Origin of the sequence: Winogradskyella ouciana, from assembly GCF_009709615.1 — a bacterium.
Taxonomy (GTDB): Bacteria; Bacteroidota; Bacteroidia; order Flavobacteriales; family Flavobacteriaceae; genus Winogradskyella; species Winogradskyella ouciana.
This window is the reverse complement of sequence record NZ_WJYA01000002.1, coordinates 72,676-98,155: the sequence shown is the minus strand read 5'-3', so window position 1 is coordinate 98,155 and position 25,480 is coordinate 72,676. Positions and strand designations below refer to the sequence as shown.

At 34.5% G+C, this 25,480-nt stretch carries 27 protein-coding genes; 8 read left to right on the top strand and 19 right to left on the bottom strand.

Annotated elements, in window-relative coordinates; translation table 11 throughout:
* Positions 1–79: 79 nt before the first annotated feature.
* Complete coding sequence (locus tag F1003_RS01255) at positions 80–967, bottom strand: DUF8428 domain-containing protein (RefSeq protein WP_155087385.1); 888 nt, start codon at positions 965–967, stop codon at positions 80–82.
* A gap of 97 nt (positions 968–1,064) precedes the next feature.
* Here F1003_RS01255 and F1003_RS01250 point away from each other — a divergent pair, with 97 nt between their 5' ends.
* Together F1003_RS01250 and F1003_RS01245 are read left to right on the top strand one after the other, a co-directional pair.
* Positions 1,065–2,084: a formimidoylglutamase gene (locus F1003_RS01250; protein ID WP_155087384.1), complete on the top strand. Its 1,020-nt coding sequence runs from the start codon at positions 1,065–1,067 to the stop codon at positions 2,082–2,084.
* Positions 2,074–2,538 carry a GNAT family N-acetyltransferase gene (locus F1003_RS01245; protein WP_155087383.1) on the top strand — a complete coding sequence of 155 codons (465 nt, stop codon included), beginning with the start codon at positions 2,074–2,076 and terminating at the stop codon, positions 2,536–2,538. Before F1003_RS01250 ends, F1003_RS01245 begins: the two co-directional genes overlap by 11 nt.
* Before the next feature lie 622 nt (positions 2,539–3,160).
* Here F1003_RS01245 and F1003_RS01240 read toward each other — a convergent pair.
* The 10 genes from F1003_RS01240 to F1003_RS01195 all read right to left on the bottom strand — a co-directional run bounded on the left by F1003_RS01240 (position 3,161) and on the right by F1003_RS01195 (position 13,531).
* On the bottom strand, positions 3,161–3,931 hold the full coding sequence (locus F1003_RS01240) for a hypothetical protein (RefSeq protein ID WP_155087382.1): 771 nt from the start codon (positions 3,929–3,931) through the stop codon (positions 3,161–3,163).
* Positions 3,921–5,615 (bottom strand): hypothetical protein, encoded by a 1,695-nt coding sequence (locus F1003_RS01235; protein WP_155087381.1) that lies wholly within the window; start codon positions 5,613–5,615, stop codon positions 3,921–3,923. The genes F1003_RS01240 and F1003_RS01235 overlap by 11 nt, the downstream gene beginning before the upstream one ends.
* A 114-nt stretch (positions 5,616–5,729) precedes the next feature.
* On the bottom strand, positions 5,730–6,275 hold the full coding sequence (locus F1003_RS01230; protein WP_155087380.1) for a hypothetical protein: 546 nt from the start codon (positions 6,273–6,275) through the stop codon (positions 5,730–5,732).
* A 54-nt stretch (positions 6,276–6,329) separates the two neighbouring features.
* Positions 6,330–6,686 (bottom strand): four helix bundle protein, encoded by a 357-nt coding sequence (locus F1003_RS01225; RefSeq protein WP_155087379.1) that lies wholly within the window; start codon positions 6,684–6,686, stop codon positions 6,330–6,332.
* 74 nt (positions 6,687–6,760) lie between these two features.
* Positions 6,761–7,996: a DUF6638 family protein gene (locus F1003_RS01220; RefSeq protein WP_155087378.1), complete on the bottom strand. Its 1,236-nt coding sequence runs from the start codon at positions 7,994–7,996 to the stop codon at positions 6,761–6,763.
* Between the two features lie 75 nt (positions 7,997–8,071).
* Positions 8,072–8,659 carry an NUDIX domain-containing protein gene (locus F1003_RS01215; protein WP_155087377.1) on the bottom strand — a complete coding sequence of 196 codons (588 nt, stop codon included), beginning with the start codon at positions 8,657–8,659 and terminating at the stop codon, positions 8,072–8,074.
* Between the two features lie 2 nt (positions 8,660–8,661).
* A complete protein-coding gene (locus tag F1003_RS01210) occupies positions 8,662–10,623 on the bottom strand; it encodes an AAA family ATPase (protein ID WP_155087376.1) in 1,962 nt (653 codons plus the stop codon).
* A 48-nt stretch (positions 10,624–10,671) separates the two neighbouring features.
* The gene (locus tag F1003_RS01205) at positions 10,672–11,031 is read right to left on the bottom strand and encodes a four helix bundle protein (RefSeq protein WP_155087375.1); all 360 of its coding nucleotides are present in this window, start codon (positions 11,029–11,031) and stop codon (positions 10,672–10,674) included.
* A 7-nt stretch (positions 11,032–11,038) separates the two neighbouring features.
* The gene (locus tag F1003_RS01200; RefSeq protein ID WP_155087374.1) at positions 11,039–12,094 is read right to left on the bottom strand and encodes a hypothetical protein; all 1,056 of its coding nucleotides are present in this window, start codon (positions 12,092–12,094) and stop codon (positions 11,039–11,041) included.
* Between the two features lie 96 nt (positions 12,095–12,190).
* Entirely contained in the window at positions 12,191–13,531 is a 1,341-nt protein-coding gene (locus tag F1003_RS01195; RefSeq protein ID WP_155087373.1) for a coiled-coil domain-containing protein, read from the bottom strand.
* A gap of 167 nt (positions 13,532–13,698) precedes the next feature.
* On the opposite strand from F1003_RS01195, the gene F1003_RS01190 reads away from it, so the two are divergent.
* Positions 13,699–14,481: an MBL fold metallo-hydrolase gene (locus F1003_RS01190; protein WP_155087372.1), complete on the top strand. Its 783-nt coding sequence runs from the start codon at positions 13,699–13,701 to the stop codon at positions 14,479–14,481.
* Positions 14,482–14,687: 206 nt separating this feature from the next.
* Complete coding sequence (locus tag F1003_RS01185) at positions 14,688–14,912, top strand: hypothetical protein (protein WP_155087371.1); 225 nt, start codon at positions 14,688–14,690, stop codon at positions 14,910–14,912.
* 80 nt (positions 14,913–14,992) lie between these two features.
* Here F1003_RS01185 and ettA read toward each other — a convergent pair whose 3' ends face one another.
* The 6 genes from ettA to F1003_RS01155 all read right to left on the bottom strand — a co-directional run bounded on the left by ettA (position 14,993) and on the right by F1003_RS01155 (position 18,989).
* Positions 14,993–16,684 carry an energy-dependent translational throttle protein EttA gene (gene ettA, locus F1003_RS01180; protein ID WP_155087370.1) on the bottom strand — a complete coding sequence of 564 codons (1,692 nt, stop codon included), beginning with the start codon at positions 16,682–16,684 and terminating at the stop codon, positions 14,993–14,995.
* Positions 16,684–16,866, bottom strand: coding sequence for a CAL67264 family membrane protein (locus F1003_RS01175; protein WP_155087369.1), 183 nt, complete (start codon positions 16,864–16,866; stop codon positions 16,684–16,686). Before F1003_RS01175 ends, ettA begins: the two co-directional genes overlap by 1 nt.
* A 108-nt stretch (positions 16,867–16,974) precedes the next feature.
* On the bottom strand, positions 16,975–17,700 hold the full coding sequence (locus F1003_RS01170) for a pirin family protein (RefSeq protein WP_155087368.1): 726 nt from the start codon (positions 17,698–17,700) through the stop codon (positions 16,975–16,977).
* Between the two features lie 34 nt (positions 17,701–17,734).
* A complete protein-coding gene (locus F1003_RS01165) occupies positions 17,735–18,172 on the bottom strand; it encodes a MarR family winged helix-turn-helix transcriptional regulator (RefSeq protein WP_155087367.1) in 438 nt (145 codons plus the stop codon).
* A gap of 2 nt (positions 18,173–18,174) precedes the next feature.
* Positions 18,175–18,456, bottom strand: coding sequence for a GNAT family N-acetyltransferase (locus tag F1003_RS01160; RefSeq protein WP_155087366.1), 282 nt, complete (start codon positions 18,454–18,456; stop codon positions 18,175–18,177).
* A gap of 2 nt (positions 18,457–18,458) precedes the next feature.
* On the bottom strand, positions 18,459–18,989 hold the full coding sequence (locus F1003_RS01155; protein ID WP_155087365.1) for an NADPH-dependent FMN reductase: 531 nt from the start codon (positions 18,987–18,989) through the stop codon (positions 18,459–18,461).
* Between the two features lie 173 nt (positions 18,990–19,162).
* On the opposite strand from F1003_RS01155, the gene F1003_RS01150 reads away from it, so the two are divergent.
* The 4 genes from F1003_RS01150 to F1003_RS01135 all read left to right on the top strand — a co-directional run bounded on the left by F1003_RS01150 (position 19,163) and on the right by F1003_RS01135 (position 23,826).
* Positions 19,163–20,806, top strand: a complete 1,644-nt coding sequence (locus F1003_RS01150; protein ID WP_155087689.1) for an acyl-CoA carboxylase subunit beta — start codon at positions 19,163–19,165, stop codon at positions 20,804–20,806.
* Entirely contained in the window at positions 20,807–22,081 is a 1,275-nt protein-coding gene (locus tag F1003_RS01145; RefSeq protein WP_155087364.1) for an MFS transporter, read from the top strand.
* A 25-nt stretch (positions 22,082–22,106) separates the two neighbouring features.
* Positions 22,107–22,970, top strand: coding sequence for a hypothetical protein (locus F1003_RS01140; protein ID WP_155087363.1), 864 nt, complete (start codon positions 22,107–22,109; stop codon positions 22,968–22,970).
* 103 nt (positions 22,971–23,073) lie between these two features.
* Positions 23,074–23,826 (top strand): hypothetical protein, encoded by a 753-nt coding sequence (locus F1003_RS01135; protein WP_155087362.1) that lies wholly within the window; start codon positions 23,074–23,076, stop codon positions 23,824–23,826.
* Positions 23,827–23,828: 2 nt separating this feature from the next.
* Here F1003_RS01135 and F1003_RS01130 read toward each other — a convergent pair whose 3' ends face one another.
* The gene (locus F1003_RS01130) at positions 23,829–25,166 is read right to left on the bottom strand and encodes a M24 family metallopeptidase (RefSeq protein WP_155087361.1); all 1,338 of its coding nucleotides are present in this window, start codon (positions 25,164–25,166) and stop codon (positions 23,829–23,831) included.
* A gap of 88 nt (positions 25,167–25,254) precedes the next feature.
* On the bottom strand, positions 25,255–25,437 hold the full coding sequence (locus F1003_RS01125) for a hypothetical protein (RefSeq protein WP_155087360.1): 183 nt from the start codon (positions 25,435–25,437) through the stop codon (positions 25,255–25,257).
* Between the last annotated feature and the right edge of the window lie 43 nt (positions 25,438–25,480).

The following is a 25,480-nucleotide window of genomic DNA, read 5'->3' as shown; positions in this document are numbered from 1 at the left end:
ATTTAAAAATAATGCACAAAAAAACCCGGAAGCATATACTTCCGGATTTTTAACTATCAATCAATCAAATAATCAACTCTTACTTCATTACAAATTCTGAAGAAGAAATCAACTCTTTATCATTAAATACATTTATCTTATAACGACCTTCTTCAAACTTAGAGTCTTCAAGTACGTTAATATATTCGCAAATGTTTAAGTTTCTGTTTTCGTAGTTAAAACGACTAATTAAACTGTAGTTTAAAACCTGGTCTTCAAACTGAATCTGTTCATTAGCACCTAATACGTTGTTCTTAGGGTCGATTACCTGTACATACAATTCTTTATCGCCAGCTTCAGTCAATTTGTTTTTAGCTACCGTAAAACAAACTTTAATTTTGTCACTACGCTTAGCACGCTCAGTTGGTATTTGCTTTCCACTACTTCTTTCTATCACACCCATACCAATTAAACCAACAGTTTGTAAAGCAGCAGCATCTTCTACTACAGTAGCTAATTCTGTATTTTGAACTAATAAAGAATCTGTAAATACTGTACGCTCAGCTAATTGTACTTGAGTACTATCTAAGGATGTTGCTAAATATTCGTTCTCAACTTTCAGTTTATCATTTTCAGCCATTAAGACATCCATTTCTTCCTGTAATGCCATAAACTTCTTTTTGTATCTCCATAAGCTATTTACACTTGTTTGAGATACTTTTAAAGAATCCATTAAACCTGTAATTCTTTCTCTAGCAGCAATTAAATCTTGATTTTTAATTTCACTCTCAGCAATGGCTTCATCATATTGTGCGGCCATTATGTTAAGGTCGTTCATTACTTGTTCCTTTTCTGTAATGAGTGTTTTTTCGGTTTCTTTATTATCTGTATAAAGCTTAGAAGCATAAAAAGCTGTTCCTAAAAATAATACCAATAAAATTCCTAATCCGACTTTTAAACCTGTACTTGTTTTTTGCGAATTTTCCATAAATTTTAGTTTTTAAGTTATTGTAATTCTTGTTTTTTTATTTAGTTTGAGTTTAAAGTAAAAGCTGTACATTTATTTTTGTAAATATTAATCCAATATGCAAAATCTCGTTTTATTAACTTCAAAAGATCGCGATACACTTTTAAAAGCTCGTAAAGGAGAATCAAAATTTGGAGAACATATTCAGTTATTACCTAACCTCACTAACATATACGATGACATTGTTAATTTAGACGTTGACTATGTTATTTTTGGGATTTCTGAGGATATTGGAGTCTTTGCAAACCTCGGTCATACAGGTACATACAAAGCTTGGAGCACTGTGATTAAATTTTTGTTAAATACACAAAATAATGACTTTACAAAAGCCAGTCGTGTTCTAATATTGGGTCATTTAGATTATGATACTCAAAGAAAAGAGCTAACTAACTTAGATGTTTCTAAGAAGAAAAACATAAAAAAGGCAAGACATTTTGTTGAAGACATTGATAATGATGTCTCTCATATAGTATCGTCAATTATTAAAGCAGGAAAGACACCAGTAATTATAGGCGGAGGACATAATAATGCCTATGGAAATATAAAAGGTCTGGCATTGGCAAAAAATGACAAAGTCAATGTTATAAACTTTGATGCGCATACCGACTTTAGGCCAGAAGAAGGGAGGCATAGCGGTAATGGTTTTAGTTATGCCTATGCCGAAGGGTTTTTAAAAAATTATTTCATCTTTGGATTACATGAAAACTATACTTCAGATAAGTTATTTAAAACCATAAAGAAGATTAAGGATATAAAATACAATACTTATGAAGCGCTAGAGGTTAGATGTGATTTAGATTACAATTCTGAATTGGAAAAGGCCTTAGACCATGTCTCTAGCAATAGTTTTGGAATTGAGATAGATTGTGATGCCATTGCCAATATACCCAGTAGTGCGACAACACCAAGTGGCTTTAGCGTAAAGCAAGCTAGGCAATTTGTTCATAACGTTGCCAAACACCCTAATGCAAGTTATCTGCATATTTGCGAAGCTGCACCAACTAAGAAAACTGAAACTACAGTTGGAAAACTCATCAGCTATTTAATAACAGATTTTATAAGATCACATGGGAATTGAGATTATAGATTACGATAATAAATATGCCAAAAACTTTTACGATTTAAACATTGAATGGTTAAAGACTTACTTTTATGTAGAACCATATGACGAAGAAGTTCTAAGCAAACCCGATAAATACATTATTAACAAGGGAGGCTATATTTTCTTTGCCATGAAAGAAAATAAGGTTGTTGGCACAGTGGCTTTAATGCCTACAGAAGAAAACGGAATTTTAGAACTAACCAAAATGGCTGTACTGCCAGAAGAGCGTGGACAAAAAATCGGTCAAAAATTATTACAGCATTGTATTGATTTTGCCAAGTCTAAAAACCTTAAGGCACTTCTACTCTATTCTGCAACAAAGCTAGAAAACGCTATATATCTATATAGAAAATATGGTTTTAAGGAATTGGAACTTGAGCCCAACAGTCCTTATCAACGTTCTGATATTAAGATGCTGTTAGAACTGTAAATCTTCATAATAACGACTAAATCTGTTTATAATTAAAAACAGACTTATACCGTACCCAAGTATAAATGCTATAAAATTATAGAGCATTACTGACTTTTTTTCTATACAGTAAATATCCTTAAAAGTACTACGTGAATTCAATATATATAGTGAAACTGATAGTAATATCAAGAGACCAATTATCGTAAAAACAAAAATTGTATCTAATTCACCTTCATATTTTATATCGAAAAATGAAACAGAAATTATATTACATATTAAATAATAAAAATAACTAAGTAACAAGAACCAACTTAATTTACTCTTATAGAAAACAGCAAAAATTGTGATTAATAAAAATGGGAACACCTTATAGACATTATGTAATCTAAAAGTCCTGATAATAGAATCTATACTATAGTCATTCTCAATTCGACTATGCAGCTCTGGAAATTCAATAATAGCCATTATAGAATAAATAACAAATAATAGAAGGACTATTGAATAAACAAAATGAACATGTTTTAACTTCTTCATAGACTAATTTCATTTCTTCATACCAAATCCCATGAAACCCAAAAACCAAGAGTTTATATTATAGGTATGTCTTTAATCGCCTTTGTTACAAGAAATCTTTATGTATTTAATTGCTTTTAGGTTGCCTACGTTTGAAATCTCTTTTAATTTCATAATGCAGGCTTTTGCAAAAATGAGAGTAGTCCTTATGATTTCGGATTAAAGTATTATCCAAATTGGTTAGAGACTGATGCTGCATATTAATCCTAGGAATGTAAATCTCTGCAACTTTTAGGCTATTATTTTCCAACAACCCTAAAAAACGCGATTTGGTATCTAATTGAATCCAAGAATGCGTTTTAGTGTACTTTCTAAGGATTTGAATTATAAATGCTCTTGCAGGTTTTCTATACGTACTTTGAGAATAAACGATCTTATCTAAAATAGCTCTTACATATTTAAATAAATTAGGATGCTTGGATCGGTTAACTTCATTAATCGTCTTATACACTAATTGAGAAAACCAATCTTTATCTAATTGTAAATCCGATACTTTAAAATAGTAATCGGTGTCTTCACTTGGAAATGTCTTATATAAGTAAGATGTCTTGTTTTTAACTTTAATAATTTCTACATCACCATTGTTTATAAGGTTTAATATGGTTAACCTAATGGTTGCAATAGCTTGATGTTGCCAATTGAAGTTTTCCTCATAAGGCAAACTGCTATATTTTAATCTAGGATATTTACCAATAACATATAAACCTATATCTTCACAATGAACAGGTTCAAAATCTAGTTGAAGTGGACTTTCGGAAATTCGTTTCTTTTCATAGAAACTGATACCAAACCAATTGTAAGACTTAATAATTTTTTTTGAAGAATCTTTAATTTTCAATAGCCTTTAAAGAATCGAGTTGACGCTGTAAAGCCTCAATTTGTTTAGAGTTATCGTTGGCTTTTGGTATCGCTTTTAACGAATCCATTTGGCGCTCCATAATATCTTCATCTTTTGGCTGTTCTTGGTAATAATAGCCAATGCCCTCACTTGCTCTCCAAGCTTCATTGAGTTGATTGTAAACGGTTTCGTCCCAAGTGCTTGGATGTTTTACATCAATCCAAATCACATCACTGTACTCACTGTCTATCAATACCAAATCTGGTGTTGCAGAACCGTCAAACTGTTGTGCATTGGTATCACTTATTGAAGAAACCGTACCAAGAAAAAACATACGCTTTCTACCTGCAATGTCTTTTATATATGGTCTGAATTCTACTGGTGTACTGGCTTTCCAATCATATTCTTTTCGTGATTCTTTCACCTTTAACGGCATTGCGGAAACGCCTGCAAAGCCTTCTTTTTTAGACGCATGGTCGTAATAATATATTTTATCCGTACCGTCTGCTGGAATAAAAACACTGTAACTTAAACTGGTGCGGTCATCTCCAACGGGTTCTAATCCAAACCAATGGTAGAGTCCGCTGTAGGCATCAGAATTACTTCCTGCAAAATCAAAATCCGTTACATAAGGTTGTTGATTCTGGTCTTTAGGCATCAATGGAATCTTAACCGCTGTTTCCATGTTCCAAGGTAATGGATCGCTGAATCCACCAAGAAATTTTAGTGACTCTGCCTGAAGTTGCGATACTTTTTCAGCAAGTGTATTCTGCTTATTTAGGAATGGGTAATTCTTTATATCATCCGGACTTACAAATGTTCCTTTTCCAATGGTAATACGCTCTAGATAGTCATTAAAATCGTGCTCACCATTGTCAATAATCATAACTCCACCAAAAGTTGGATATGGAAAAAAGAAGCCTTTCCATTTGATTAAACTGACCACTTGAACCCAATCTCCATTATCATTCTTCATGTAAAAAGTATCTCTTGGCTCGTAGTTAAACAGCATCCAAGGATTAAAACGTTGCACCACGGCATTGTAGGTGTTTCGGCTAAATTTCAACGATTCGCCTATTGAAAAGGTCACAGGAATACGATTTTCGTTGGAAAACCTCGGAAAAGGCGTTGTACTACTCACCGAAAAGACTTCCTCAGTATTATCATTAATACGCTGCATGATGTACTTTTCACTCGGCTGAATGGCCATAGTCCATTTGTTCTCAGTGCCAATTCTCACCAAATGTGGCAATGACACATCCTTAGTTTCAGCAACCCGTTCTTTTGCCATGGAATGAACGTTTCGCAACGGCTGAATGCGCTCGTTTTGGGTTAATGGTAATTCATCTATTTCGACCTTATTTAGATTATTGAAGACGTTATAGGTTTTCATGTAGTCATAAAGACCTTGATTCCAACCCAGAAAATATAACAGTCCGAAAAACACGATCAGTAACCCTAAAATACCCAAACGACCACCTGTATTTGCAATTTTCCTAAACTTCCTCAATCCCAATACAAGTATCAAAACACTGATTAAAATGATGAAAATGTATTTTCTGAAAAATAATAGTACAGGTTGGTAATCGTCCCTAAAAAAGAACAATAAAATAAGGATTAGTAAACCGACAAAAATTGTGATTCGTTTTTGTTTTGCTCCTTTTTTCCAGTATGATTTTATCATGGTATATTTTTGTCATTGCGAATCCCGAAGTTTCGGGATGTGGCAATCTTTTTATTATTAGTTTAGCTTCAATTTAAAAGATTACTTCGTCATTCTATTCCTCGTAATGACGCATCATCTCATCAACCCTTTATCCTTTAATCGTTCTCTCGCACTCTTCTCGTTCGTTTTGGTTTCGGGTTCGTTCTTTATTTCTTCTTTAGCTTTTTCAACGGCCTTGTTGTCCTTGTTTTTTAGATCTTCAATGAAATCCTTTCCTTTTTCAACGACGTTATCAAATTTATCTTCTAGTGATTCACTTTGGGTTTCAATAACTTCAGAAGACTTTATGACAAAACTTGCCACGTAAGTACCTATCAATGTACCCACAGCAAATGAGGAAAATGCAGAAATACCATCATAACTCGAAAACACAGCAAGAGGTGTTAAAAACTCAACTACCAAAGCTGCTACTAGTACCAAAGCAACTACAAAAATCAATCGTGGTAAAAAGGCCTGTTTATAGACAAACCCTTTGGGATTATCAGCACTCATTTGTAGTTCCTTGCTGTTCATAACCTTATTTAGAAAGCGATAGGCTCCATTGCCATTGGATTCTCTCCAGTAAAGAAATATTCCGAATAATATAGCTGCAATAAAAATGACGAGTTCTATTCCCATGATAAAAAAGTTGGAAGTTGGAAGCATGAAGTTTGAAGTTCATACCCAACTTTATTAATATTTTATTTTATTTCTAAATGCTATGGTCATGTTGATTAAATCGAAGCAATCCTTATAATATTTCTCAAAAATTACCATTTCAATATAATTTCTTCTTTTGGCTTTATGCAAACAAGTTACTACTTCTGCAATTGAGCGAATAGAATAACCCAAAAACTTTCGGTATTCTGGTCCAGATTGCAAAATTGAGCCCTCAGATATATTCAACGCTATGGAATCCGAAGCTCTTCTTATTTGTGAAGATAAATTATACATTTCTTTCTTAGGAAACAAATCCGCTAGTCTATCCATATCATCACCCAAGTCCATTGCTCTTTGCCAAATCAATAAATCTTCAAATTTAAACTTCATTATATAAGTCTTAAAGTTTTGAGTTTTGTTACTATTTCAGCTCCCAACTCCGTGCTTCATGCTTCACGCTTCATCTATATGTTGTTACTAATCGTTTCTATTACCCAGTCCTTAAAAGAGTCATCCCAAGTTTCGTAACTTTTGTAAAACTGTTCCTTATCGTACCAATACAAAAACAAAACATCTTTTGGTGCAATATTTATGAGCAGTTTATGTATTAAATCACGATGTTCTGCTGATAAAGATGAATGCGGTTGGTGCAAGGCAAAATACATGGTTTGGTCTACCATATCCTCCAACTTGTAGGCATTACTGCGTTCTAGTTTTTCAAGGTATAACTCTACTCCCATCACCTGTTTACGCGCTTTGATATCTATTCTGTTCAAATAGCTTTTAAAAAGTGGCTTATTAGTTAAGATATCTTTTATTGTGTGTTCACAATCTTTAAGGGCGTTAAATAATTCAAACTTCTTAATACGATCGTAATTCGGTGTTTTGACCATGTACTCCAAATCACATTCAATAATAATATGATCTTTTAGCTTGTCGATTAATTCTGGTTGTGCAATATGATAAATCAATACATCATGAACGGTATCTTTTATCGCTTCTTTATAAGCGTCTTTGCTCTCAAATACAACAATTGGTTTTATAAAATCCCTAAGCAAATAGATGCCTCCAAAGGCTCTAGTAAAAAACGACCCAGTTGAAAAATGTAATGGATGTAGGTTTAAATCCCTATCACGTAAATCTCCGTAAGTCTTGGCAGAATCCAGTAATTCTTGGTGAATGCTTTCGTCAATAAAGTTATTTCCGGTACGGAATTTATCGACCAATGCCAATTGCTGTTTTTGTTTGTCTTCGAGATTATCAATAAGCCGGAATGTTATACTGACATCGTCATACTTTAAAACATCCAAAGGTTCGTAAAACACATCTATATCTTGATCGAAATCAATACAAATAGCCGAATCTCTTGTAATATCATTAATCTTTCTGCCATGGGTTCTAAACACATGTTGCATCATTTCCCTATCGAATGAGTGAAACGGCAAATAGACAGGTTTTCCTCTTTGCAAAGGCGAAATAATAATACCGTGTGGATTGGCATCTCCATGATTAAGATAATGCACATCCTTTCGCTCTTCTGCAACTTCTGGGCTCCAACCCACTCCATCAATGGAAAAGGATTTTAGCTTGGTTTCCTTAAAACCCAAGGTTTTGAGACACTTGTTATAGCGCTCCACCAATTTTCCGCTCACGGGAATGAGCTCACTTCTATATAGATTTGCTTGTTTAAGTTTGTTCATATTCATTTTCCACGAAGGTGGAAATCTTATAATCCTACCTAAGCACTTCGACTGCGCTCAGTGGGACATCTAGGTTTAAATTATCAATTTATTAATCTGAGCATACTGCAACAACATTATCGTTTTTGCATCAATAATTCCTCCTGAATTTATTTTCTCAATAGCAATTTTAAAAGGCATTTCAACAATCTCAATATCTTCATTTTCATCATCAAGCCCTCCACCATTCTCAACTTTCATCTCATCTGAATATTCTCCAACAAAGCACGAAAATCGCTCCGTGCTGCCTTCTGGCGTGGCAAAAGCATCATAGATTTTGGTCAACTTCGGGACTTTATATCCTGTTTCCTCCAGTATTTCGCGTTTCATAGCTTTTTCTGCTGAGCCATCGTTATTTTCCAATATGCCTGCTGGCACTTCTAACATAAACCCTGTTTCTACGCCATTCATGTATGCTGGTAGGCGAAACTGCTTTACCAAGATTACTGTTTGCTTTTCGGTGCTATAGAGTAAGGCAGCTACTGCATTGCCTCGTTCTAAAACTTCCCAAGTATTTTTAACCCAATCACCGCTTTTTAATTGATAATCGAATTTAACTTCGGATAAGGTAAAGTACTTATCGGACAGAATTTTTCGATTTATGTTTTTAATACGGTTACTCATGCTCAATTTCTTTTCCCAAATTGTTCTCTTGCCTCAGCCTCAATATTCAATTGGTTGATTCTCGCATCCACTTTACGCTTAAAGTCTGTATCCGCAATGGTTGCCACATTATCTAAATACCTTACTACTTCTTGTCGTCTAATGTCACTGAAGTCGAGGCCTTTCATATTGGCTCGCATCAATTCTTGCAGCATATTAAATTTGGTATCATAATCCTTTTTGAAATAAATTTCAGGATTTTCAAACCAATCTGGTTCCAAGTCAAAATCCGTTAATCTCAACGATACTGCTTTTTGAATGTTCCTCACATCACGAGATGAAAAGAATGGAAATATCTTCTGAATCTCCGTGTATAAATGAGCATAGAACATATGCTCATCATCCTTATACTTGCTAGCAACTTTATCAAAAGTGTTCAGAACACGTTCTTCAGTTGGCCTCTCTATTTTTTCCAAAATTTCACCTAAGTTCTTCGCTACTTTCTGTGCATCGAGATATTTATAATTATCTGGATTGTCCATATTTATGAAATTGGGCATCGTTTCTTCCAGCTTTCTCCACCATAGGTAATCCTGATCCACAAAATCTTTTTGATTTCGTGCACCATCGATCTTAAATCGACCTTGCACACGCGAAATGACCGCCTTATCCAACATTTCGGGTAAATTGGTAAATAAGCCGATAGAACTGTTTCCATAATTTACAGCGTATGCACCTTCGGTATATCTTAAAAACACACCAATCACTTCCTTAACACCAGCAGAAACACCTTGTGCTGTACGCTCTTGTAGATTGTTTTCCGCATCATCGATTGGTGCAAAAATCAAACGTGTTGGATCTTGCAATGGTTTCATCCATTCTACCATTTTTTCGGCAGAACCACCTTGAAATGTTGATATCAACGTATCTGGCATTGGGTGGAACAAAAAAGGAATATCCAAATTTTCACTGTGTGCCTTCAATCGTGTGGCAATGGCAGCAATGAGCATACTTTTTCCTGTTCCTGGAATTCCGTAACCCATAAAAACTGGCATAAATCCGCCCAATTCTTGAAATGGATTTTTCTTAGCTTCAAAATCGTAACTCAACAATCGCTCTGTCAATCGTCTGGCAAAGTGCTTTGCATCCTTATTACCTACAATTTGTTCAAATTGAACTTTATTGAACTCGACACTTACGGCTGTTCCGGCAAATACATTGTTCCAACCGTCAACCGCAAAGTCTGATTTTTCTAGTTTATAGGTTCTGTCTTCAATGGTATCCGTATATTCCAAAGTGCTTTTTCGTAATTGAATTTCATCAATTAAAGCCTCAAAATAAACCACTGTAAAATCGATGACATCTTTATCCGTTTTTATAATATCTGGATGCCCTAAATACTTATCGTAATAAAACAGTTGACATGAAATTCCTTTTAAAGGTGATAAAAACGATACTTCAGGAATTCCTGCAAACTTCTGCTTCATCACCGATAAATCGTCTGAAGCGTGTGGTTTTAAATCGTGAAGAATTTTATAAGCCGTAGCAAACAGCATAAAAGCCGTAGCCGTGTGCATTTTACTTTCGTACTCGCGCTTTCCCGAACTGTCCAATGCCGATTTGTTTTCGCTAAGTGTTGACAAACCAGAAGCATCGTAATAACTATCCTTAACCCAAATACCCAAGGTAATACCTTCTTGAACGGCGTACAATGATTGATTTAGATAAATAGGAATCGCTACAGACTCTGGCAATAAACGTTTCTTCAATCCCAGAATAGTTTTTGAAACAGATGTGACGTTAACATTGCTTCCTTTGTTAGCTCTTGATAAATACAATAAAATGGACTCGTCTTTGCCGTCATTATTCTTGTTTTTGGCACGTTGGCTCTGCTCCCATTGTATGGATTTTAGATAAGACGTAGCTTCATCACGAAGCATATCGAGTTCGTTAAGTTTTATTGGGAATGTTGAATTGTGTTCCATTTATTAAGTATTCAGTCCACAGTACTCAGCCTGCAGTCAATTATCGGTTTATTTAAATTTGTCTGGATTGTTCATCATATAATTTATTAATTTTCCAACCTCTTTGCTTTTACCAGTTAAGTCTTCAAACTTTTCTTCTGAAATATATTCACAGGCCAAGGCAAATTCTAGCCATAATTGAGTTTCAGAATTTTCGCTATCAGCATCCGACATTTTACTTTTAAAGTGCTTTTCATATTGTCTTTTACGGTAACCTTCAGTAATATTTGAACAGACTGACCTACTAGATCTTACTATCTGAGAAGACAACCCAAACATTTCTGACTTAGGGAATTCCTTTGTTAAATGAAATATTTCCATTGCCAAGTTGAATCCTTTTTGATATGCCAAAAGTGTCTTAAATCCCATTTTATTTTTACTTACTGCTAACTGACGACTGCATACTGCTCACTTCTACTGGCGGAATTTCCAGCTTATTCATAATTTCTGGTGTTTTGTTATACAATAATTGTATGATTCTGTGTGGTGCAAAGACATAACGTCTTCTATATAAACCTGCCCATCTTTGAAAGGTCTGCTTGCTAAAGAAACTACCTTCCTTAAATTCACTTTTGGAACTCACTTCGTCAATTTTGAATGAAATAGCATAAGATTCCAGCGGAATATTTTTCTTGGCAATACCATCTAAAATAGCATGAGTGACTTCGTTCTCGTCCTTTGCAAACACATTGTGAATTGGTCCTAAATCCACACGTTTTATAAGCTTAGGCATTACCTTAGGCAATCTTTTATCGATGGCATACGCCATTGTGTCTATATTCAATTCTCTATCTGCAACCGTCTTTAATACGTAATAGATATCTTCTCTATCCTTGAGTGGGTCTCTACCATCATAATTAAAATACATGTAGCAAATAAAGGGTCTATTGTGAGATACCTCATAAAAACTCCAGCTTACCATAAATTCGCCAGGCGAACCTTGAGGTGCATCCAATATCTTTCCCTGAACAAATCGATTAAAAATATATTCTTTCTTCGCAGAAGTATAATACACTATTGATGCGGCTTGAAATAACCTACGCTTAGTAATAGGCTCTTTTTTACGCATTAAAGTGTCTAAAAACTCATCCTTAAGGACATCGATATTAGTAAGCTTGCTAAGAAACTCTTCCCTAAGTTCTAAATCATTAAACAAATAACGGAACTCTAAATAATTAGGGAAACCAGAATCCGTAAGATCCACCTTCATGTTTTCCTCATCGTCGTACATATACTTAACACGCATGGCTTCAACAGAATACAACAACAAATCGGTGTATTGTTTAAACAATAGTATCTCTTGCTGATTAAGTATTTGTTTTGCCTGAACAGCAGTTATGAGTTCCTTGAGCGTAAAATCTAACATCTTGTGATAGAACACATATTGCTCTTTGGAATCTAGTACTGCGGAATCTAATGGAGTTACAATCATATTTTAGTAACAAGTATTAAGTACAAAGTGTAAAGTAAACAAGCTCTATTAGAAACTTAAATGTAATGACTTGTTACTTTATACTTATTACTGAATTTACCCTAAAAGGTCATCTTCATTAGTTTTTGGCTTTGGTTCACCTGCTGGCTCACCTCCATCCGCTGGTGCGTTTGGATCTGCTTTATAGTATTCGTCAAAAATTTCTTTCATGTCAATACCATAACGATCAGCGAAGTTCTGTTGGATTTCAGCATCTTTTGCTCTAATATCCTTTAAGGCTTCAGCATAACTGCCATAGACACCTTGCATTACTTTTTCGTGAACTGGGATGTTATCCATCATTTCCTGACGTGCCTTAGCACTTGCAGTATGCATAGCTGCTAAAGTTTCTCCAATATGCTCATCGGTCTTAACACCTAAATGCTCTAGGATTGCGGCAAACTCTTGGTCTGTACGTGCTTTAAGCGCAACAACATAACCATCGTAATATTTGAGTCGCTCGTCAGTGTCCGATTTTAATTTTGCTCGATGCGTTTGAAGATTACTTCTCAAAGATGTCAACACCTTAATGGTTAAGTTATGCTTGTGTACAAAGCTATCTTTAGAAGCAGCTAAAGTTGTGTAAGCATTTTTAAGGCCTTCTAATTCCTCAACCTTTTGCTCTAATCCTGTGACTTTTTCCAATGCTTCAGAATATTCCGTGGATTGCTTGTCAGCCACTTCTTCTAAAGCTTGTCTTGCTTGCTTTAATAACGCATATTGTTCTTCGAGCTTGGCCTCTACTTCTTTTTTCTTTTGAAGCGCTTTGGTATGGTTGTTACTCGCCTCAACAATTGCTGTTTTAAGACTTTCTTCAACCTCTTTTATTTCGAGCTCTCTATCCTTTAAACGTTTAATGGCAGCCTGACTTTTAAATGACAATTCATTAAGAAGTGTTTGTACATCAGCGGTTTCTATACGTTGTTGAAACATAGCTTTTGCCCTATTATCTGCACCGTCACGTTGTTTTTGTGCTTCTCTTAGTTCTTCTTCAGCATTTCTGATTTTGCTTTTTCGTCCCCAAAGATTGTTCCACCAAGTATCTGGTTTTGCCTTGGCATCCTCTAGCTCAACCTTAGCACGCTCTAGACGTTTTACAGCATCATCGATGATTTTTTGCTCAGCAGCATTTAATGCTGAAAAGCCTTCGAACATAATACCAACTTCATCTTGATAGTCTGTTAAATCCTTAATGGCATCTAGAAGTGTTGTTCGGTCTTTTTCAGCCATATCAACAACATTGTCTAATGTGGCATTTAATATTTTCTGACGACTTTCTGGATCATCCTCTTGAGCCAACTTAGACTTCATTTGGTCTATGGCTTTTCCCCAGTTTACATCTACTTTTTCAGCTTTTTCTTGTGAGTTGGTCTCTAATAAATCAAAATCATCAGACATATTATATTATATATTTTAGTTGAACAATTTAACGGATAAGCAATTTCGGTAATTTTATGAGAGTATAAAAATTTTGCCTACTAAATTATAAGTAGTGATTGTTATAAAATTGTTACAAATTTTAAGTTATCGCTATTGTTGGGTATCTTTATGAAAAACATGCAATTATGAAATTTATAAAAATCAACCTTTTATTACTTATTCTTCTAACTACGTTTTGCTGCAAAAACGAAAAGTCAACTACTGAAACAGCAGAGTCAAATGAGAAAATGGCTGAAAATACCAAAACGGAAAGTAGCCTAAACATTATACCCATTGAGCATGCTACATTTATTTTAGAATCTGAAGATAATGTTATTTATATAGACCCAACAGGAGGTGCAGAAGCTTTTGAAAACAAAAATAAACCTACTTTGGTACTAATTACCGATATTCATGGTGACCATTTAAACGTAAAAACACTTGAAGCTTTAGATTTAGGAAATGCATCAATAATAGCACCAAAAGCAGTAGCTGATAAAATACCAAGTTCATTAAATTTGGATGTTAAAGTGCTAAACAATGGTGAGAAATCAAACGCTAAAGGTATTGAAATTGAAGCTATCCCAATGTACAACTTACGAGAGGAAGCTTTAAAATTTCACCTAAAAGGAAGAGGAAATGGTTATGTACTGAACATTAATAACAAACGTATATACATCTCTGGCGACACTGAGGACATCCCTGAAATGCGAAATCTTAAAAACATTGACAAAGCCTTTGTCTGTATGAATCTACCTTATACAATGCCAGTTGAAAGTGCTGCTGATGCGGTGTTAGACTTTAAACCTAAAACAGTATATCCTTATCATTACAGAGGTTCTGACGGCATGAGCGATGTTAGTCAATTTAAAAAAATAGTGAATGAAGGTGATAATTCAATTGAAGTGCTCCTTTTAGAGTGGTATTAATTAAACATATATGTTAAATTTTTGAATTGTTAACAAGTCATTAAAATCGTTCTTTTAGCCGAAAACACTGCGGTTTGTCGAATATTTCAATCGCTTTAACGATGAAAATATTAAAAACATTAGTGTAAATTATTTAAAACTAAGCATTTACCTTATGTTTTTTTTCTATATTAGCACCATAGAACCCAAATCTAATACTATTAATCATGCTTAACAAACTGCTTTCTAAGGCTTTAGTAGTGACGACCACTCAACTTACTATGATTTTAATAGCCGTAGCATCCATATTTCTTGTATTCATAATTATAGCCATCATAAAGATGTATAAGTTGAAAGCTGAGAATAAGAAATTGATGGAGACCAATGCGTTTAAAGATGTCGATGAGACTTATAAAGATTTTACCAGTGGTCATCTTTATGGTGATAATTAATAAAGACTTTTACCGATACAAAATGAAATAACAAAAAATGCCCACATGTTGCGGGCATTTTTTGTTGGTATGCATTAAGCTTATCGCACTAATTTCTTGTACTTAATTCGTTTTGGCATTAAATCACCACCAAGTCGTTTCTTTTTATTCTCCTCATAATCACTGAAACTACCTTCAAAGAAATAAACCTGACTATTACCTTCAAAAGCCAGGATGTGTGTACAAATTCTATCCAGAAACCATCTATCGTGACTAATAACAACCGCACAACCTGCAAAGTTTTCTAAACCTTCTTCTAAGGCACGCAACGTATTGACATCTAAATCATTAGTAGGCTCATCTAAAAGTAATACATTACCTTCTTCTTTTAGTGTCATAGCCAAATGTAAACGGTTCCTTTCCCCTCCTGAGAGTAGACTCACCTTTTTATTCTGTTCACTACCAGAAAAATTAAATCGACTTAAGTATGCTCTTGAGTTTACTTGGCGACCTCCCATCATGATGAGTTCTTGCTCATCACTAAAATTTTGCCAAATTGTTTTTTCTGGATCAATGTTGGAGTGTTTTTGATCTACATAAGCAATTTTTGCTGTCTCCCCTACTTTAAACTCACCCTTATCTGGAGTTTCCTCTCCCATTATCATTCTAAAAATGGTAGTTTTACCAGCACCATTTGGTCCAATAACACCTACAATTCCTGCTTGTGGTAAGTTGAAGTTTAAATCCTCATAAAGTAATTTATCACCGTAAGCTTTGGCTACACCATTAGCTTCTATAACGTTGGTTCCTAAACGAGGTCCATTTGGTATGTAAATTTCAAGTTTTTCGTCAAGTTGCTTTTGATCTTGACTCATCAGCTTATCGTAATTCTTCAAACGTGCTTTTTGCTTAGTCTGACGACCTTTGGCACCTTGTCTCACCCACTCCAACTCACGCTCAAGGGTTTTCTGTCTTTTTGATGCTGTCTTACTTTCTTGTGCTAATCGTTTTGACTTTTGGTCTAACCAAGATGAGTAGTTTCCTTTCCAAGGAATACCTTCTCCTCTATCGAGCTCTAAAATCCAGCCTGCAACGTTATCTAAGAAATATCTATCGTGAGTTACGGCTATTACCGTTCCTTTGTATTGTGCTAAATGATGTTCTAACCAATGAACTGATTCTGCATCTAAATGGTTGGTAGGCTCATCTAAAAGCAATACATCTGGTTCTTGCAACAATAAACGACATAAGGCTACACGACGACGCTCACCACCAGATAATACACCAATTTTTTTATCGCCTTCAGGTGTGCGTAGAGCATCCATGGCGATTTCTAATTTAGTATCTAATTCCCATGCGTTTGCAGCATCAATTTGATCTTGAAGCTCAGCTTGTCGATTCATAAGTTTTTCCATTTTATCTGGATTACTATAGACCTCCTCTAAGCCAAATTGGTCATTGATACTGTTATATTCGTCAAGAATTGCTACGGTTTCTGCAGCACCTTCCCGTACAACCTCCATTACCGTTTTATCATCATCTAGCTGAGGCTCTTGTTCTAAATAACCAACAGAATAGTCTTGAGAGAATACTACATCGCCTTGATAATTTTTGTCAACCCCAGCTATAATCTTTAATAATGTAGATTTACCAGAACCGTTAAGACCTAAAATCCCAATTTTTGCTCCATAAAAGAAACTGAGATAGATATTCTTTAAAACTGGTGTGTTTGCAGATTGAAATGTCTTGGTTACACCAGACATTGAGAAAATTATTTTTTTGTCATCACTCATTATACTCTCCCTTTTAATGCATTAAACACCCATGCTATTGCAAAAAAGCCAAAGCCGACTGTTGCAAATCCCCATCCAGCGACATCATCATATCTATACGTGCCCATAAGGATAAGCACCACTCCCATTATTATCATTAGCACGGTTGCCCATGCCAATACTGTGTTTTTATTCATCGCCATATTCTTGTTCTGTTTTAGTTATGTTAGTTAGTTGAAATACAAATATCGCATTTTAAATAAAAAAAGCATCACTATTTGTGATGCTTCTAACTTAAAACCTTTCGATATTTATAATTCGATCATTGGAACTTCAATGAATAATAGTTCAGTATTACTAATAGATTTTACAGTAAATGAATCCGTTTCTGAAATTCCAACGGCATCTCTAGAATCTAGATTTTCTTCATTTATTTCACTTTCGCCAGAAATATTCATAACATAAACACCATGGTCTTTACTCATTAAATTATAAGTAAAAGTTTCTCCTTCAGATAAATCAATTCTCGAAAGTTTTACATCTTGATGAATTTTCAAGCTTTCCTCATCATTATCTTTGAATGAAGTTACCAGTGTTTGAAGTTTTCCTTTTCTATCCTCTGCATTAAACTTCTTTTGATCATAGCGTGGCTCAACACTTCGCTTTTCAGGGATAATCCAAATTTGAAATAAGCTCAAGTATTCATCAACCGATCCATTAATTTCTGAGTGTTGTACTCCGGTTCCTGCAGACATAACCTGCACTTCGCCAGGAAGTACTTTTTGCCAATCGTCTTTCATATTGTCACGATGTTTTAATTCACCTTTTAATGGAATGGTAATAATTTCCATATTGTCGTGTGGATGCGTACCAAAACCCATTTTAGGGGCAATAATGTCATCATTCAACACTCTTAAAGCACCAAAATGAACTTTATCTGGCTGGTACCAACTCGCAAAACTAAATGAGTGATTGGCCTGTAGCCATCCATGATTGGCAAACCCTCTACTATCTGCTTTATGCACTATTGTTTTCATTATAATTTTTCCTTTCTTTTATTTCTGTAATTTTCTATCGCATTTTATCAAGAAGATGGCTTAACTGCTCTGCTTCTTCTTCACTTAAATTTTTGATCAAATCTCTATTTAAATCGTTTGGTATAGACTTTAATAAATTCAAGCCCTGTTCCGTTATCTCTATTTTTACCACTCGTCTATCATGTTCAGATGGTAAACGTTCAATTAAGTTTTTAGCGCAAAGTTTATCCATCAATCGTGTTGCATTTGGTGAACGCTCTAACATTCTATCTTTTATAGTTTGCACTTTTAAAGGTTCATCAGCACCACGCAAAATCCTCAATATATTGTACTGTTGTGGTGAAATTCCATAACTTTTAAAGAATTCGTTTTGATAACTCGTAATCCAGTTTGCCGTATACACAATATTGAGCAAAGCCTTTACTCTATTGTTTGGGAATGTTGAGTTTATTTCTTTGGCAAAATTTCCCATAACTAAAATCTTACATCATTATACTCACTACGCTTCTTAAAAACGGCATTAGCAAATGGACAAAGTGGCATAATTTTAAGGTTGTTTTCCCTGGCATAATCTACTGACGCTTCAACTAGCTTGTAACCTACTCCTTGACCTTGAAGCGATTCATCAACCTCAGTATGGTCAATTATTATTTTATCATTTCCAGCATGGCTGTAGGTCATCAAACCTAGTTTTTGGCCATCAACTTCATAAAAAAATTCCCCTTTTTTGTCGTTATCCTGTTGTTGAATTTTCATAATTATAGGCTTTTTTCAAATTGTTTAACCTCTTCATTTAATTTGTTATTTAGATCGTTATTAATGATCTTTCCATCCGAAAAATTATCGCTGAATGACGGCAATGAGAATTTACCAACGATATTGGCATTGTGACGAGGAAAGCGATCCTCAGCCATCTGCAAAACCGATTGCCCACCTCTTGCTCCTGGTGATGTTGCCATTAACAACATCGGTTTACCCAACCAATTTTTCTGCTCAGCTCTAGAAAGCCAGTCGAATAAGTTTTTAAATACCGCTGAATATGCTCCATTATTTTCTGCAAGAGACAATACAATTCCGTCACTTTGTTTTATGTAATCCAAAAATTTTGTAGCATTCTCTGGTATGCCTTTTTCTGCTTCTAAATCCTTGCTGTAAATAGGTAAATCAAAGTCATTAAGATCTAATATAGTTGCCTTAGCACCCTCAACCAAGGATGCTGCATATATAGATAATTGCTTGTTTATTGAATCTGAACTGTTGCTGCCTGCAAAGGCTAATATATTTTTCATCTGTTGTTTTTTTAGTTTATCAAATTTAAGAAAATAAAATTTATATTCCAAGGAATATATTTCCATGTAATATTATTTAACAAAACATTCACTTTTTATACAACAATTGGTTTCGTAAATTCGTGCAAAATAAAATTACAACAAATAGATACCCACTTGTGTGGGCAATGCCTATGGATATTAAATTCAACAAGAACGAAGACCATAATAAACTTCTACTTTCTGATCTTAAAAAACGCTTGGCTAAAGTAAAACTTGGTGGTGGCGAAAAAAGTATCGCCAAACATCATGGCAAAGGAAAAATGACAGCTCGCGAGCGGATTGATTATCTTTTGGATCCCAAATCCAAGTCCATTGAAATCGGTGCCTTTGCTGGTGAAGACATGTATGAAAATTATGGAGGTTGTCCATCTGGCGGAGTTGTTGTAAAAATCGGATATGTAAAAGGTAAACAATGTATCGTAGTTGCCAACGATGCCACCGTAAAAGCAGGAGCATGGTTTCCTATTACAGGTAAAAAGAACTTAAGAGCTCAGGAAATTGCTATTGAAAATCGATTACCCATTATATATCTCGTTGATAGTGCTGGAGTGTTTCTACCGATGCAAGATGAAATTTTCCCAGACAAAGAACATTTCGGTCGTATTTTTAGAAATAATGCTGTGATGAGCAGTATGGGCATAACCCAAATTGCTGCCGTAATGGGAAGTTGTGTTGCTGGTGGTGCTTATTTACCTATAATGAGTGATGAAGCGCTTATTGTTGACAAAACCGGAAGCATCTTTCTTGCTGGGAGCTATTTAGTAAAAGCTGCCATTGGTGAAACTATAGACAATGAAACTTTAGGTGGCGCGACTACACATTGCGAAATTTCGGGAGTTACTGATTATAAAGCAAAAGATGATAAGGATGCTTTAGATACTATTAAAAACATAGTGGATAAAATAGGCGATTATGACAAGGCTGGCTATAACCGTTCAAAATCTGCAAAACCTAAAGAAAATCCTGAAGATATTTATGGCATTCTTCCAAAGAGCAGAGCCGACCAATACGATATGAAAGACATTATAAAGCGTTTGGTTGATAACTCTGAATTTGAGGAATACAAAGAAGGTTATGGTAAAACCATCATCACTGCTTATGCTAGAATAGATGGTTGGGCAGTTGGAATTGTTGCCAATCAACGTCATATTGTAAAAACCACTGGTGCCAAAACTAAACCAAGTGAAATGCAATTTGGTGGAGTGATTTATAATGATTCTGCAGATAAAGCCACACGTTTTATAGCGAATTGTAATCAGAAAAAAATTCCACTTGTTTTCTTGCAAGATGTTACAGGTTTTATGGTAGGAAGTAAATCCGAACACGGAGGCATCATTAAAGACGGAGCGAAGATGGTTAATGCCGTTAGTAATTCTGTGGTCCCAAAATTCACAATCGTGATTGGCAATAGTTATGGAGCAGGTAATTATGCTATGTGTGGAAAAGCGTATGACCCAAGATTAATAGTGGCTTGGCCTAGCGCCGAACTTGCTGTAATGAGCGGAAACTCTGCAGCAAAAGTATTATTGCAAATAGAAACCGCTTCACTTAAAAAGAGAGGTGAAACCATTACTAAAGAAAAAGAGGAAGAACTATTCAACAAAATAAAATCGAGATACGATAACCAAGTCTCACCGTATTATGCGGCAGCAAGATTGTGGACGGACGGCGTAATTGATCCGTTAGACACAAGAACTTGGATTAGTATGGGAATCGAAGCTGCCAACCACGCTCCAATTGAAAAGCCTTTTAATTTAGGTGTTTTACAGGTTTAAATGCAGCAAGACACCAACAAAAAACAGCCTCTGTATGTAATACTATTATTGATATTAGCAGCAGAGGCTGTTTTTATTTTGCCGTTTGTATTACAGCGTATTTTTAGGACTACCTTTTTAGAATCCTTCTCAATTAATGATACGCAAATAGGTAGTTGTTTTGCAGCATACGGAACCGTTGCCTTGGTATCATATCTTTTTGGCGGACCGTTGGCAGATAGATTCAAACCGAATGTTTTAATCTCAGTAGCATTAATTTTAACTGCTTTAGGAGGCTTTTATTTATCAACTTACCCAACCCTTGTCAATCTTCATATCCTCTATGGATTTTGGGGTTTTACTACTATTTTCTTGTTTTGGGCAGCAATGATAAAAGCGACCAGAATTTGGGGAGGCTCAAACAAACAAGGCATAGCTTTTGGATTTTTAGATGGTGGTCGCGGATTGGTTGCCGCACTTTTTGGCTCCGCTGGAGTAGTAATATTCTCTCTGTTTATCACAAAGGACATTGAGCTGACCTCAATTGAAGAGCGTCGTGTAGCGTTTAAAGAAGTCATTAGATATACCTCAATCGCAGTAATGCTAATAGGTTTTATAGTTTTCTTTTTACTAAGGTTTAACGAAGAAGAGGATATTAAATTAGAGCCTAATGCCAAACTGCTGACGATGGAGAATTTTAAAATCGTAATGAAGTACCGTGCGGTTTGGCTACTAATGATTATAATTCTTTGCGCCTATTACGGATACAAAATGACTGATCTATTTAGTAAGTATGCTGAACAAGTTATGAATTACAATAAAATTGAAGCTGCAAAAGTTGGAACGTCTCTTTTATATATGCGACCAGTAATTGGTGTCGTTATCGGTTTACTTGCTGACAGAACAAGAGCTTCGTTATGGATAATCATAGGGTTTCTATTAATGACTATAACAAGCCTTATATTTTATTTAGGAATTATAGATGATAGCACCACTCTACTGTTTGTATTATCAATCGGTACCATGGCAATTGGTGTGTATTCTGCAAGAGTATTATATTTTGCTACGCTCGAAGAAGCAAAAATCCCTTTAGCCGTCACAGGAACTGCAGTTGGTTTTATTTCTGTTGTGGGCTATACACCAGATATCTTCGCTGGTTTGTTGATGGGCTTTTTCTTGGATGCTAATCCTGGTGCTGTTGGTTTACAACATGCTTTTGGTATTATGGGCATATTTACCCTTGTAGGATTATTGGCTTCTTATTTGTTTTATTGGCATTCAAAAAAAGTGTTATAATTCTTACTTTTTTATATATTTAGGAATGCAAAAAATTCTCGTTTTAATTATAACAACATTAGTATATCAACTATCTTTTTCACAATCAAATCTTGTATTAGACTTTGACGAAAAGAAGGATTATGTTTCAATTAAATCGTTAGATAAAGAATTAAAGGATAAAACTGAAGATTATTTAATCATTGACAATGATACACTCGTCAATCTTAATAACAGAGCTAAAGTTGATAATTTGGAAACTTTCTGTAAATATTTTGCATCGGAAGAGTCATTTCAAAAATTAATATCTTCCATACAATATTATTATCTAAAGAATTCAAGTATAGCCCATTTTAGACAATGGAATAGTGAGGTGATAACATATTTAGATAAACGCATTCCGAGAAACATTCGCAAAGAATTTATGAACTTTTTTCGTCAATTAGACAGTATCAACAATTTTAATATGTCTTTTTCAAATTCATTAAACAAGGCCAATTATATAATAAAATTCTCAGATACTGTAGTGCCAAATTTAAAAACCAAAAAGAAAAAATATAATGAAAATCACCCTCTAAGTAAGGGTAATTATAGAGTTTTAGTGGACAACGATGATAAAATCTATGGTTGCTATATGTATGTAGATCGAAGTTTACTAGATAACGAAGATCTGCTTTTGAAAAAGTTGAAACAATTATATTTTATGAGTTTGGGACAGTTTACTTATCGTAAAAACATTTCAAAAAAGAGCTTACTCAACCCAGAGTATATTGATACATCCAAACTTTCTAATTATGACAAAAATTTACTTAGCACTCACTATTATAAAATTTATCCCAAAACTTTCGATAGATTTGATTTGATGAGACTCAACAATTTAGCTAAATCCATCTGCAAAAATGAACAGTAAAAAAATATTCATATCGTTTATCTGCTTAACTATTACAATACTTGCCTACACACAGGATAAAAATATTGAAAGACGGTTCTATGTGCCCAAAAAACACTTTAACATGAAATATCAATCTAAGGATTCCTTAGGCTTTATTGTCAGAGACGGTGATACATTGATACGTGTTGAAAATTATATAGAGTCTAAAAGTCCCTCTGTACCTTATGAATATAAAGATTCTACTTTTTTAGAATTGTATAAGAAGATTGCATTTCAGCCTATACATAAAGACTCTTCCAATACAAAACCAATGAAATATTGGAAAGATGATATTAGAATCTATTTCTCAGAAAATATGTCTAAATCGGTTATACGTGATGTTATGGAGTTTGCTCATAAAATAGATGAGGAAGTAGATAGTCTTAAAATCACTAAGGTTAAAAAAATAGAAGATTCTAACTATGTCATTTACTATGATACCGATTACGAATATCTTAATGAGATAAAGAATAAAAAAAAATCTGATTATTGGATCTCATGGAATGGAAAAAATCAAATTGAACGTGGTTATTTAAGAATTGTAAAAAGTCGTATGTTTTCAGAAAAATTAACAACTCAAAAGATTAGAGAATTATTTTTTGGAACTCTAGGTTGGTTCTATCTACAAGACGATTTAGATTGTGATAATTATGTAGCAAATTGTTATTCTGACAGTAAACACTTAACAGCCATAGATTTAGAGATTTTAAGATACCATTATTCTTACGGCATTTGTAAACGAACTAGTCTAAAGACATTTGAAGCCCAACATAGACAATGTAAAGAGAATTTAAGAAAAGGATTGCCAGCTGGTCGCTTTATTCATCCAGATTAATTTTAATCACCTAAGTGTTCTTTAACTCTAGGAACAGTTAATAATTTAGTCTGTCTACCATTAACATATCTAAAACCATCTTTTCCCCAGAATCCTGCTTCTTCTAGCATAATTCTGATATCTCGTTTCCATTCTGGTATTGTAACTGTTGTATTTAGCTCTATGGCATATACTGTATTTTCATGCAACGGATAATCTCCATTAACAGGAATACCTCCTTGCGAATCCCACATACCTAAAGTGGTACCAGATGAATGACCGTAGGTTCCTAAAGGATGTGTGTAAATTGCAGGTCGCAAACCTTCAGCTTTTGCTTCATCTAAGGATTCTTTTAAAACTGCGTTACCTGTTTTTCCTGTTTCAAAATTTGAGGTAAATATATCTTGTACCCTATTTCCCTCTTTTAACGCATCAATCAAAAATTTTGGAGGTTCAGTTTCATTGGGTTTTAAGACATAAGCTAATTCTTGGCAGTCAGTATTCAATCTTAAATAGGTGATTCCAAAATCGCAATGCAATAAATCACCAGGAAGAATAACCATATCTTCTGGTCGGTTTGAAAATGCATAGAGATGGTTCCCTAATTCTTCTGCTGTGCGCTGTACATCTACTGTTGGGTGAAACCATGTTTCTAAGCCCAAAGCAGTTACCTTATCGCGCATCCACCACTCCACATCTGTTGTAGTCGTAATTCCGGGTGTAATGACTTTTTCTGAAAATGCTTCTGCAATAATATTATGGGTAATATCTACCAACTGGTTGTAAATCACCATTTCGGTTTCAGTTCGGGTTTCAATCCATCCGATAGCGAGTTGCTCTGCTGATTTTACTTTGGATTTAAATTGTTTTGGCAAATGAGCCATAAACGCTTCATAATCTGTTTTTACCAAACCATCAGCAATGTTAAAATGGTCGGAATAGTTTAATCCAATTGATTTAGGATTCCGTTTTTCAATGATTTCAATCAATCGTTTCCATTGGTTCGGTTCCTTTTCTTTGTCCCAAGCAGAAATAACATTCTCACCAAAATTATAACGCGCCACAGCTAATTTCTCAATTGTATTGTTCTCTTTGTCTCTGTAAAACACTAAAATTGTTCTTCGTCTTGCGTTAAGCCATGTTGCAGGCAACATGGTCTTAAGAACTGGATCTTCATTGTATTCTCTAGAAATTAAAATCCACATATCAAAACCCGTGTCATCCATCAATTTTGGCAATAGATTATCAAATCTATCCTTCAAAATATCATCTACTACTTCAGCGCGTTGACGCTCTGGTAATATTTGTTGGGCATCGAGATTTATTGAAAAAAGTAAAATGAAGACGAATAGGAATTTCATAAGTTGATATTTAGCTCACTAAATTACCTAATTTTTGGGCATAAAAAAAGAGCGCTAATTGCGCTCTTAAATTTATATGTAGTTATGTTTAGTGTGAAAGACTTTCACGCTTTGCTTTCTTCTCTTCTCTAATTTCCTTAAAACGCTCTATAGCCGAACCAAATACCCAGTAAGGGATAACAAAGGTTAAAAGGAAAATCATTAACCAAAACCCAATTGTTAATATGGTTAAAAATGCTAAAAATCCTAAATATTGATCAAATTCGAACATAATTGCGTTTCATTTTTTATTGCTGCACAAAGATATAACCAAA

What these genes read in the sequence shown, in the direction of transcription:
- F1003_RS01255 (WP_155087385.1), bottom strand. Translation starts at nt 967, where the DNA reads ATGGAAAATTCGCAAAAAACAAGTACAGGTTTAAAAGTCGGATTAGGA.
- F1003_RS01250 (WP_155087384.1), top strand. Translation starts at nt 1,065, where the DNA reads ATGCAAAATCTCGTTTTATTAACTTCAAAAGATCGCGATACACTTTTA.
- F1003_RS01245 (WP_155087383.1), top strand. Translation starts at nt 2,074, where the DNA reads ATGGGAATTGAGATTATAGATTACGATAATAAATATGCCAAAAACTTT.
- F1003_RS01235 (WP_155087381.1), bottom strand. Translation starts at nt 5,615, where the DNA reads ATGATAAAATCATACTGGAAAAAAGGAGCAAAACAAAAACGAATCACA.
- F1003_RS01230 (WP_155087380.1), bottom strand. Translation starts at nt 6,275, where the DNA reads ATGGGAATAGAACTCGTCATTTTTATTGCAGCTATATTATTCGGAATA.
- F1003_RS01225 (WP_155087379.1), bottom strand. Translation starts at nt 6,686, where the DNA reads ATGAAGTTTAAATTTGAAGATTTATTGATTTGGCAAAGAGCAATGGAC.
- F1003_RS01220 (WP_155087378.1), bottom strand. Translation starts at nt 7,996, where the DNA reads ATGAACAAACTTAAACAAGCAAATCTATATAGAAGTGAGCTCATTCCC.
- F1003_RS01215 (WP_155087377.1), bottom strand. Translation starts at nt 8,659, where the DNA reads ATGAGTAACCGTATTAAAAACATAAATCGAAAAATTCTGTCCGATAAG.
- F1003_RS01210 (WP_155087376.1), bottom strand. Translation starts at nt 10,623, where the DNA reads ATGGAACACAATTCAACATTCCCAATAAAACTTAACGAACTCGATATG.
- F1003_RS01205 (WP_155087375.1), bottom strand. Translation starts at nt 11,031, where the DNA reads ATGGGATTTAAGACACTTTTGGCATATCAAAAAGGATTCAACTTGGCA.
- F1003_RS01200 (WP_155087374.1), bottom strand. Translation starts at nt 12,094, where the DNA reads ATGATTGTAACTCCATTAGATTCCGCAGTACTAGATTCCAAAGAGCAA.
- F1003_RS01195 (WP_155087373.1), bottom strand. Translation starts at nt 13,531, where the DNA reads ATGTCTGATGATTTTGATTTATTAGAGACCAACTCACAAGAAAAAGCT.
- F1003_RS01190 (WP_155087372.1), top strand. Translation starts at nt 13,699, where the DNA reads ATGAAATTTATAAAAATCAACCTTTTATTACTTATTCTTCTAACTACG.
- F1003_RS01185 (WP_155087371.1), top strand. Translation starts at nt 14,688, where the DNA reads ATGCTTAACAAACTGCTTTCTAAGGCTTTAGTAGTGACGACCACTCAA.
- ettA (WP_155087370.1), bottom strand. Translation starts at nt 16,684, where the DNA reads ATGAGTGATGACAAAAAAATAATTTTCTCAATGTCTGGTGTAACCAAG.
- F1003_RS01175 (WP_155087369.1), bottom strand. Translation starts at nt 16,866, where the DNA reads ATGGCGATGAATAAAAACACAGTATTGGCATGGGCAACCGTGCTAATG.
- F1003_RS01170 (WP_155087368.1), bottom strand. Translation starts at nt 17,700, where the DNA reads ATGAAAACAATAGTGCATAAAGCAGATAGTAGAGGGTTTGCCAATCAT.
- F1003_RS01165 (WP_155087367.1), bottom strand. Translation starts at nt 18,172, where the DNA reads ATGGGAAATTTTGCCAAAGAAATAAACTCAACATTCCCAAACAATAGA.
- F1003_RS01160 (WP_155087366.1), bottom strand. Translation starts at nt 18,456, where the DNA reads ATGAAAATTCAACAACAGGATAACGACAAAAAAGGGGAATTTTTTTAT.
- F1003_RS01155 (WP_155087365.1), bottom strand. Translation starts at nt 18,989, where the DNA reads ATGAAAAATATATTAGCCTTTGCAGGCAGCAACAGTTCAGATTCAATA.
- F1003_RS01150 (WP_155087689.1), top strand. Translation starts at nt 19,163, where the DNA reads ATGGATATTAAATTCAACAAGAACGAAGACCATAATAAACTTCTACTT.
- F1003_RS01145 (WP_155087364.1), top strand. Translation starts at nt 20,807, where the DNA reads ATGCAGCAAGACACCAACAAAAAACAGCCTCTGTATGTAATACTATTA.
- F1003_RS01140 (WP_155087363.1), top strand. Translation starts at nt 22,107, where the DNA reads ATGCAAAAAATTCTCGTTTTAATTATAACAACATTAGTATATCAACTA.
- F1003_RS01135 (WP_155087362.1), top strand. Translation starts at nt 23,074, where the DNA reads ATGAAATATCAATCTAAGGATTCCTTAGGCTTTATTGTCAGAGACGGT.
- F1003_RS01130 (WP_155087361.1), bottom strand. Translation starts at nt 25,166, where the DNA reads ATGAAATTCCTATTCGTCTTCATTTTACTTTTTTCAATAAATCTCGAT.
- F1003_RS01125 (WP_155087360.1), bottom strand. Translation starts at nt 25,437, where the DNA reads ATGTTCGAATTTGATCAATATTTAGGATTTTTAGCATTTTTAACCATA.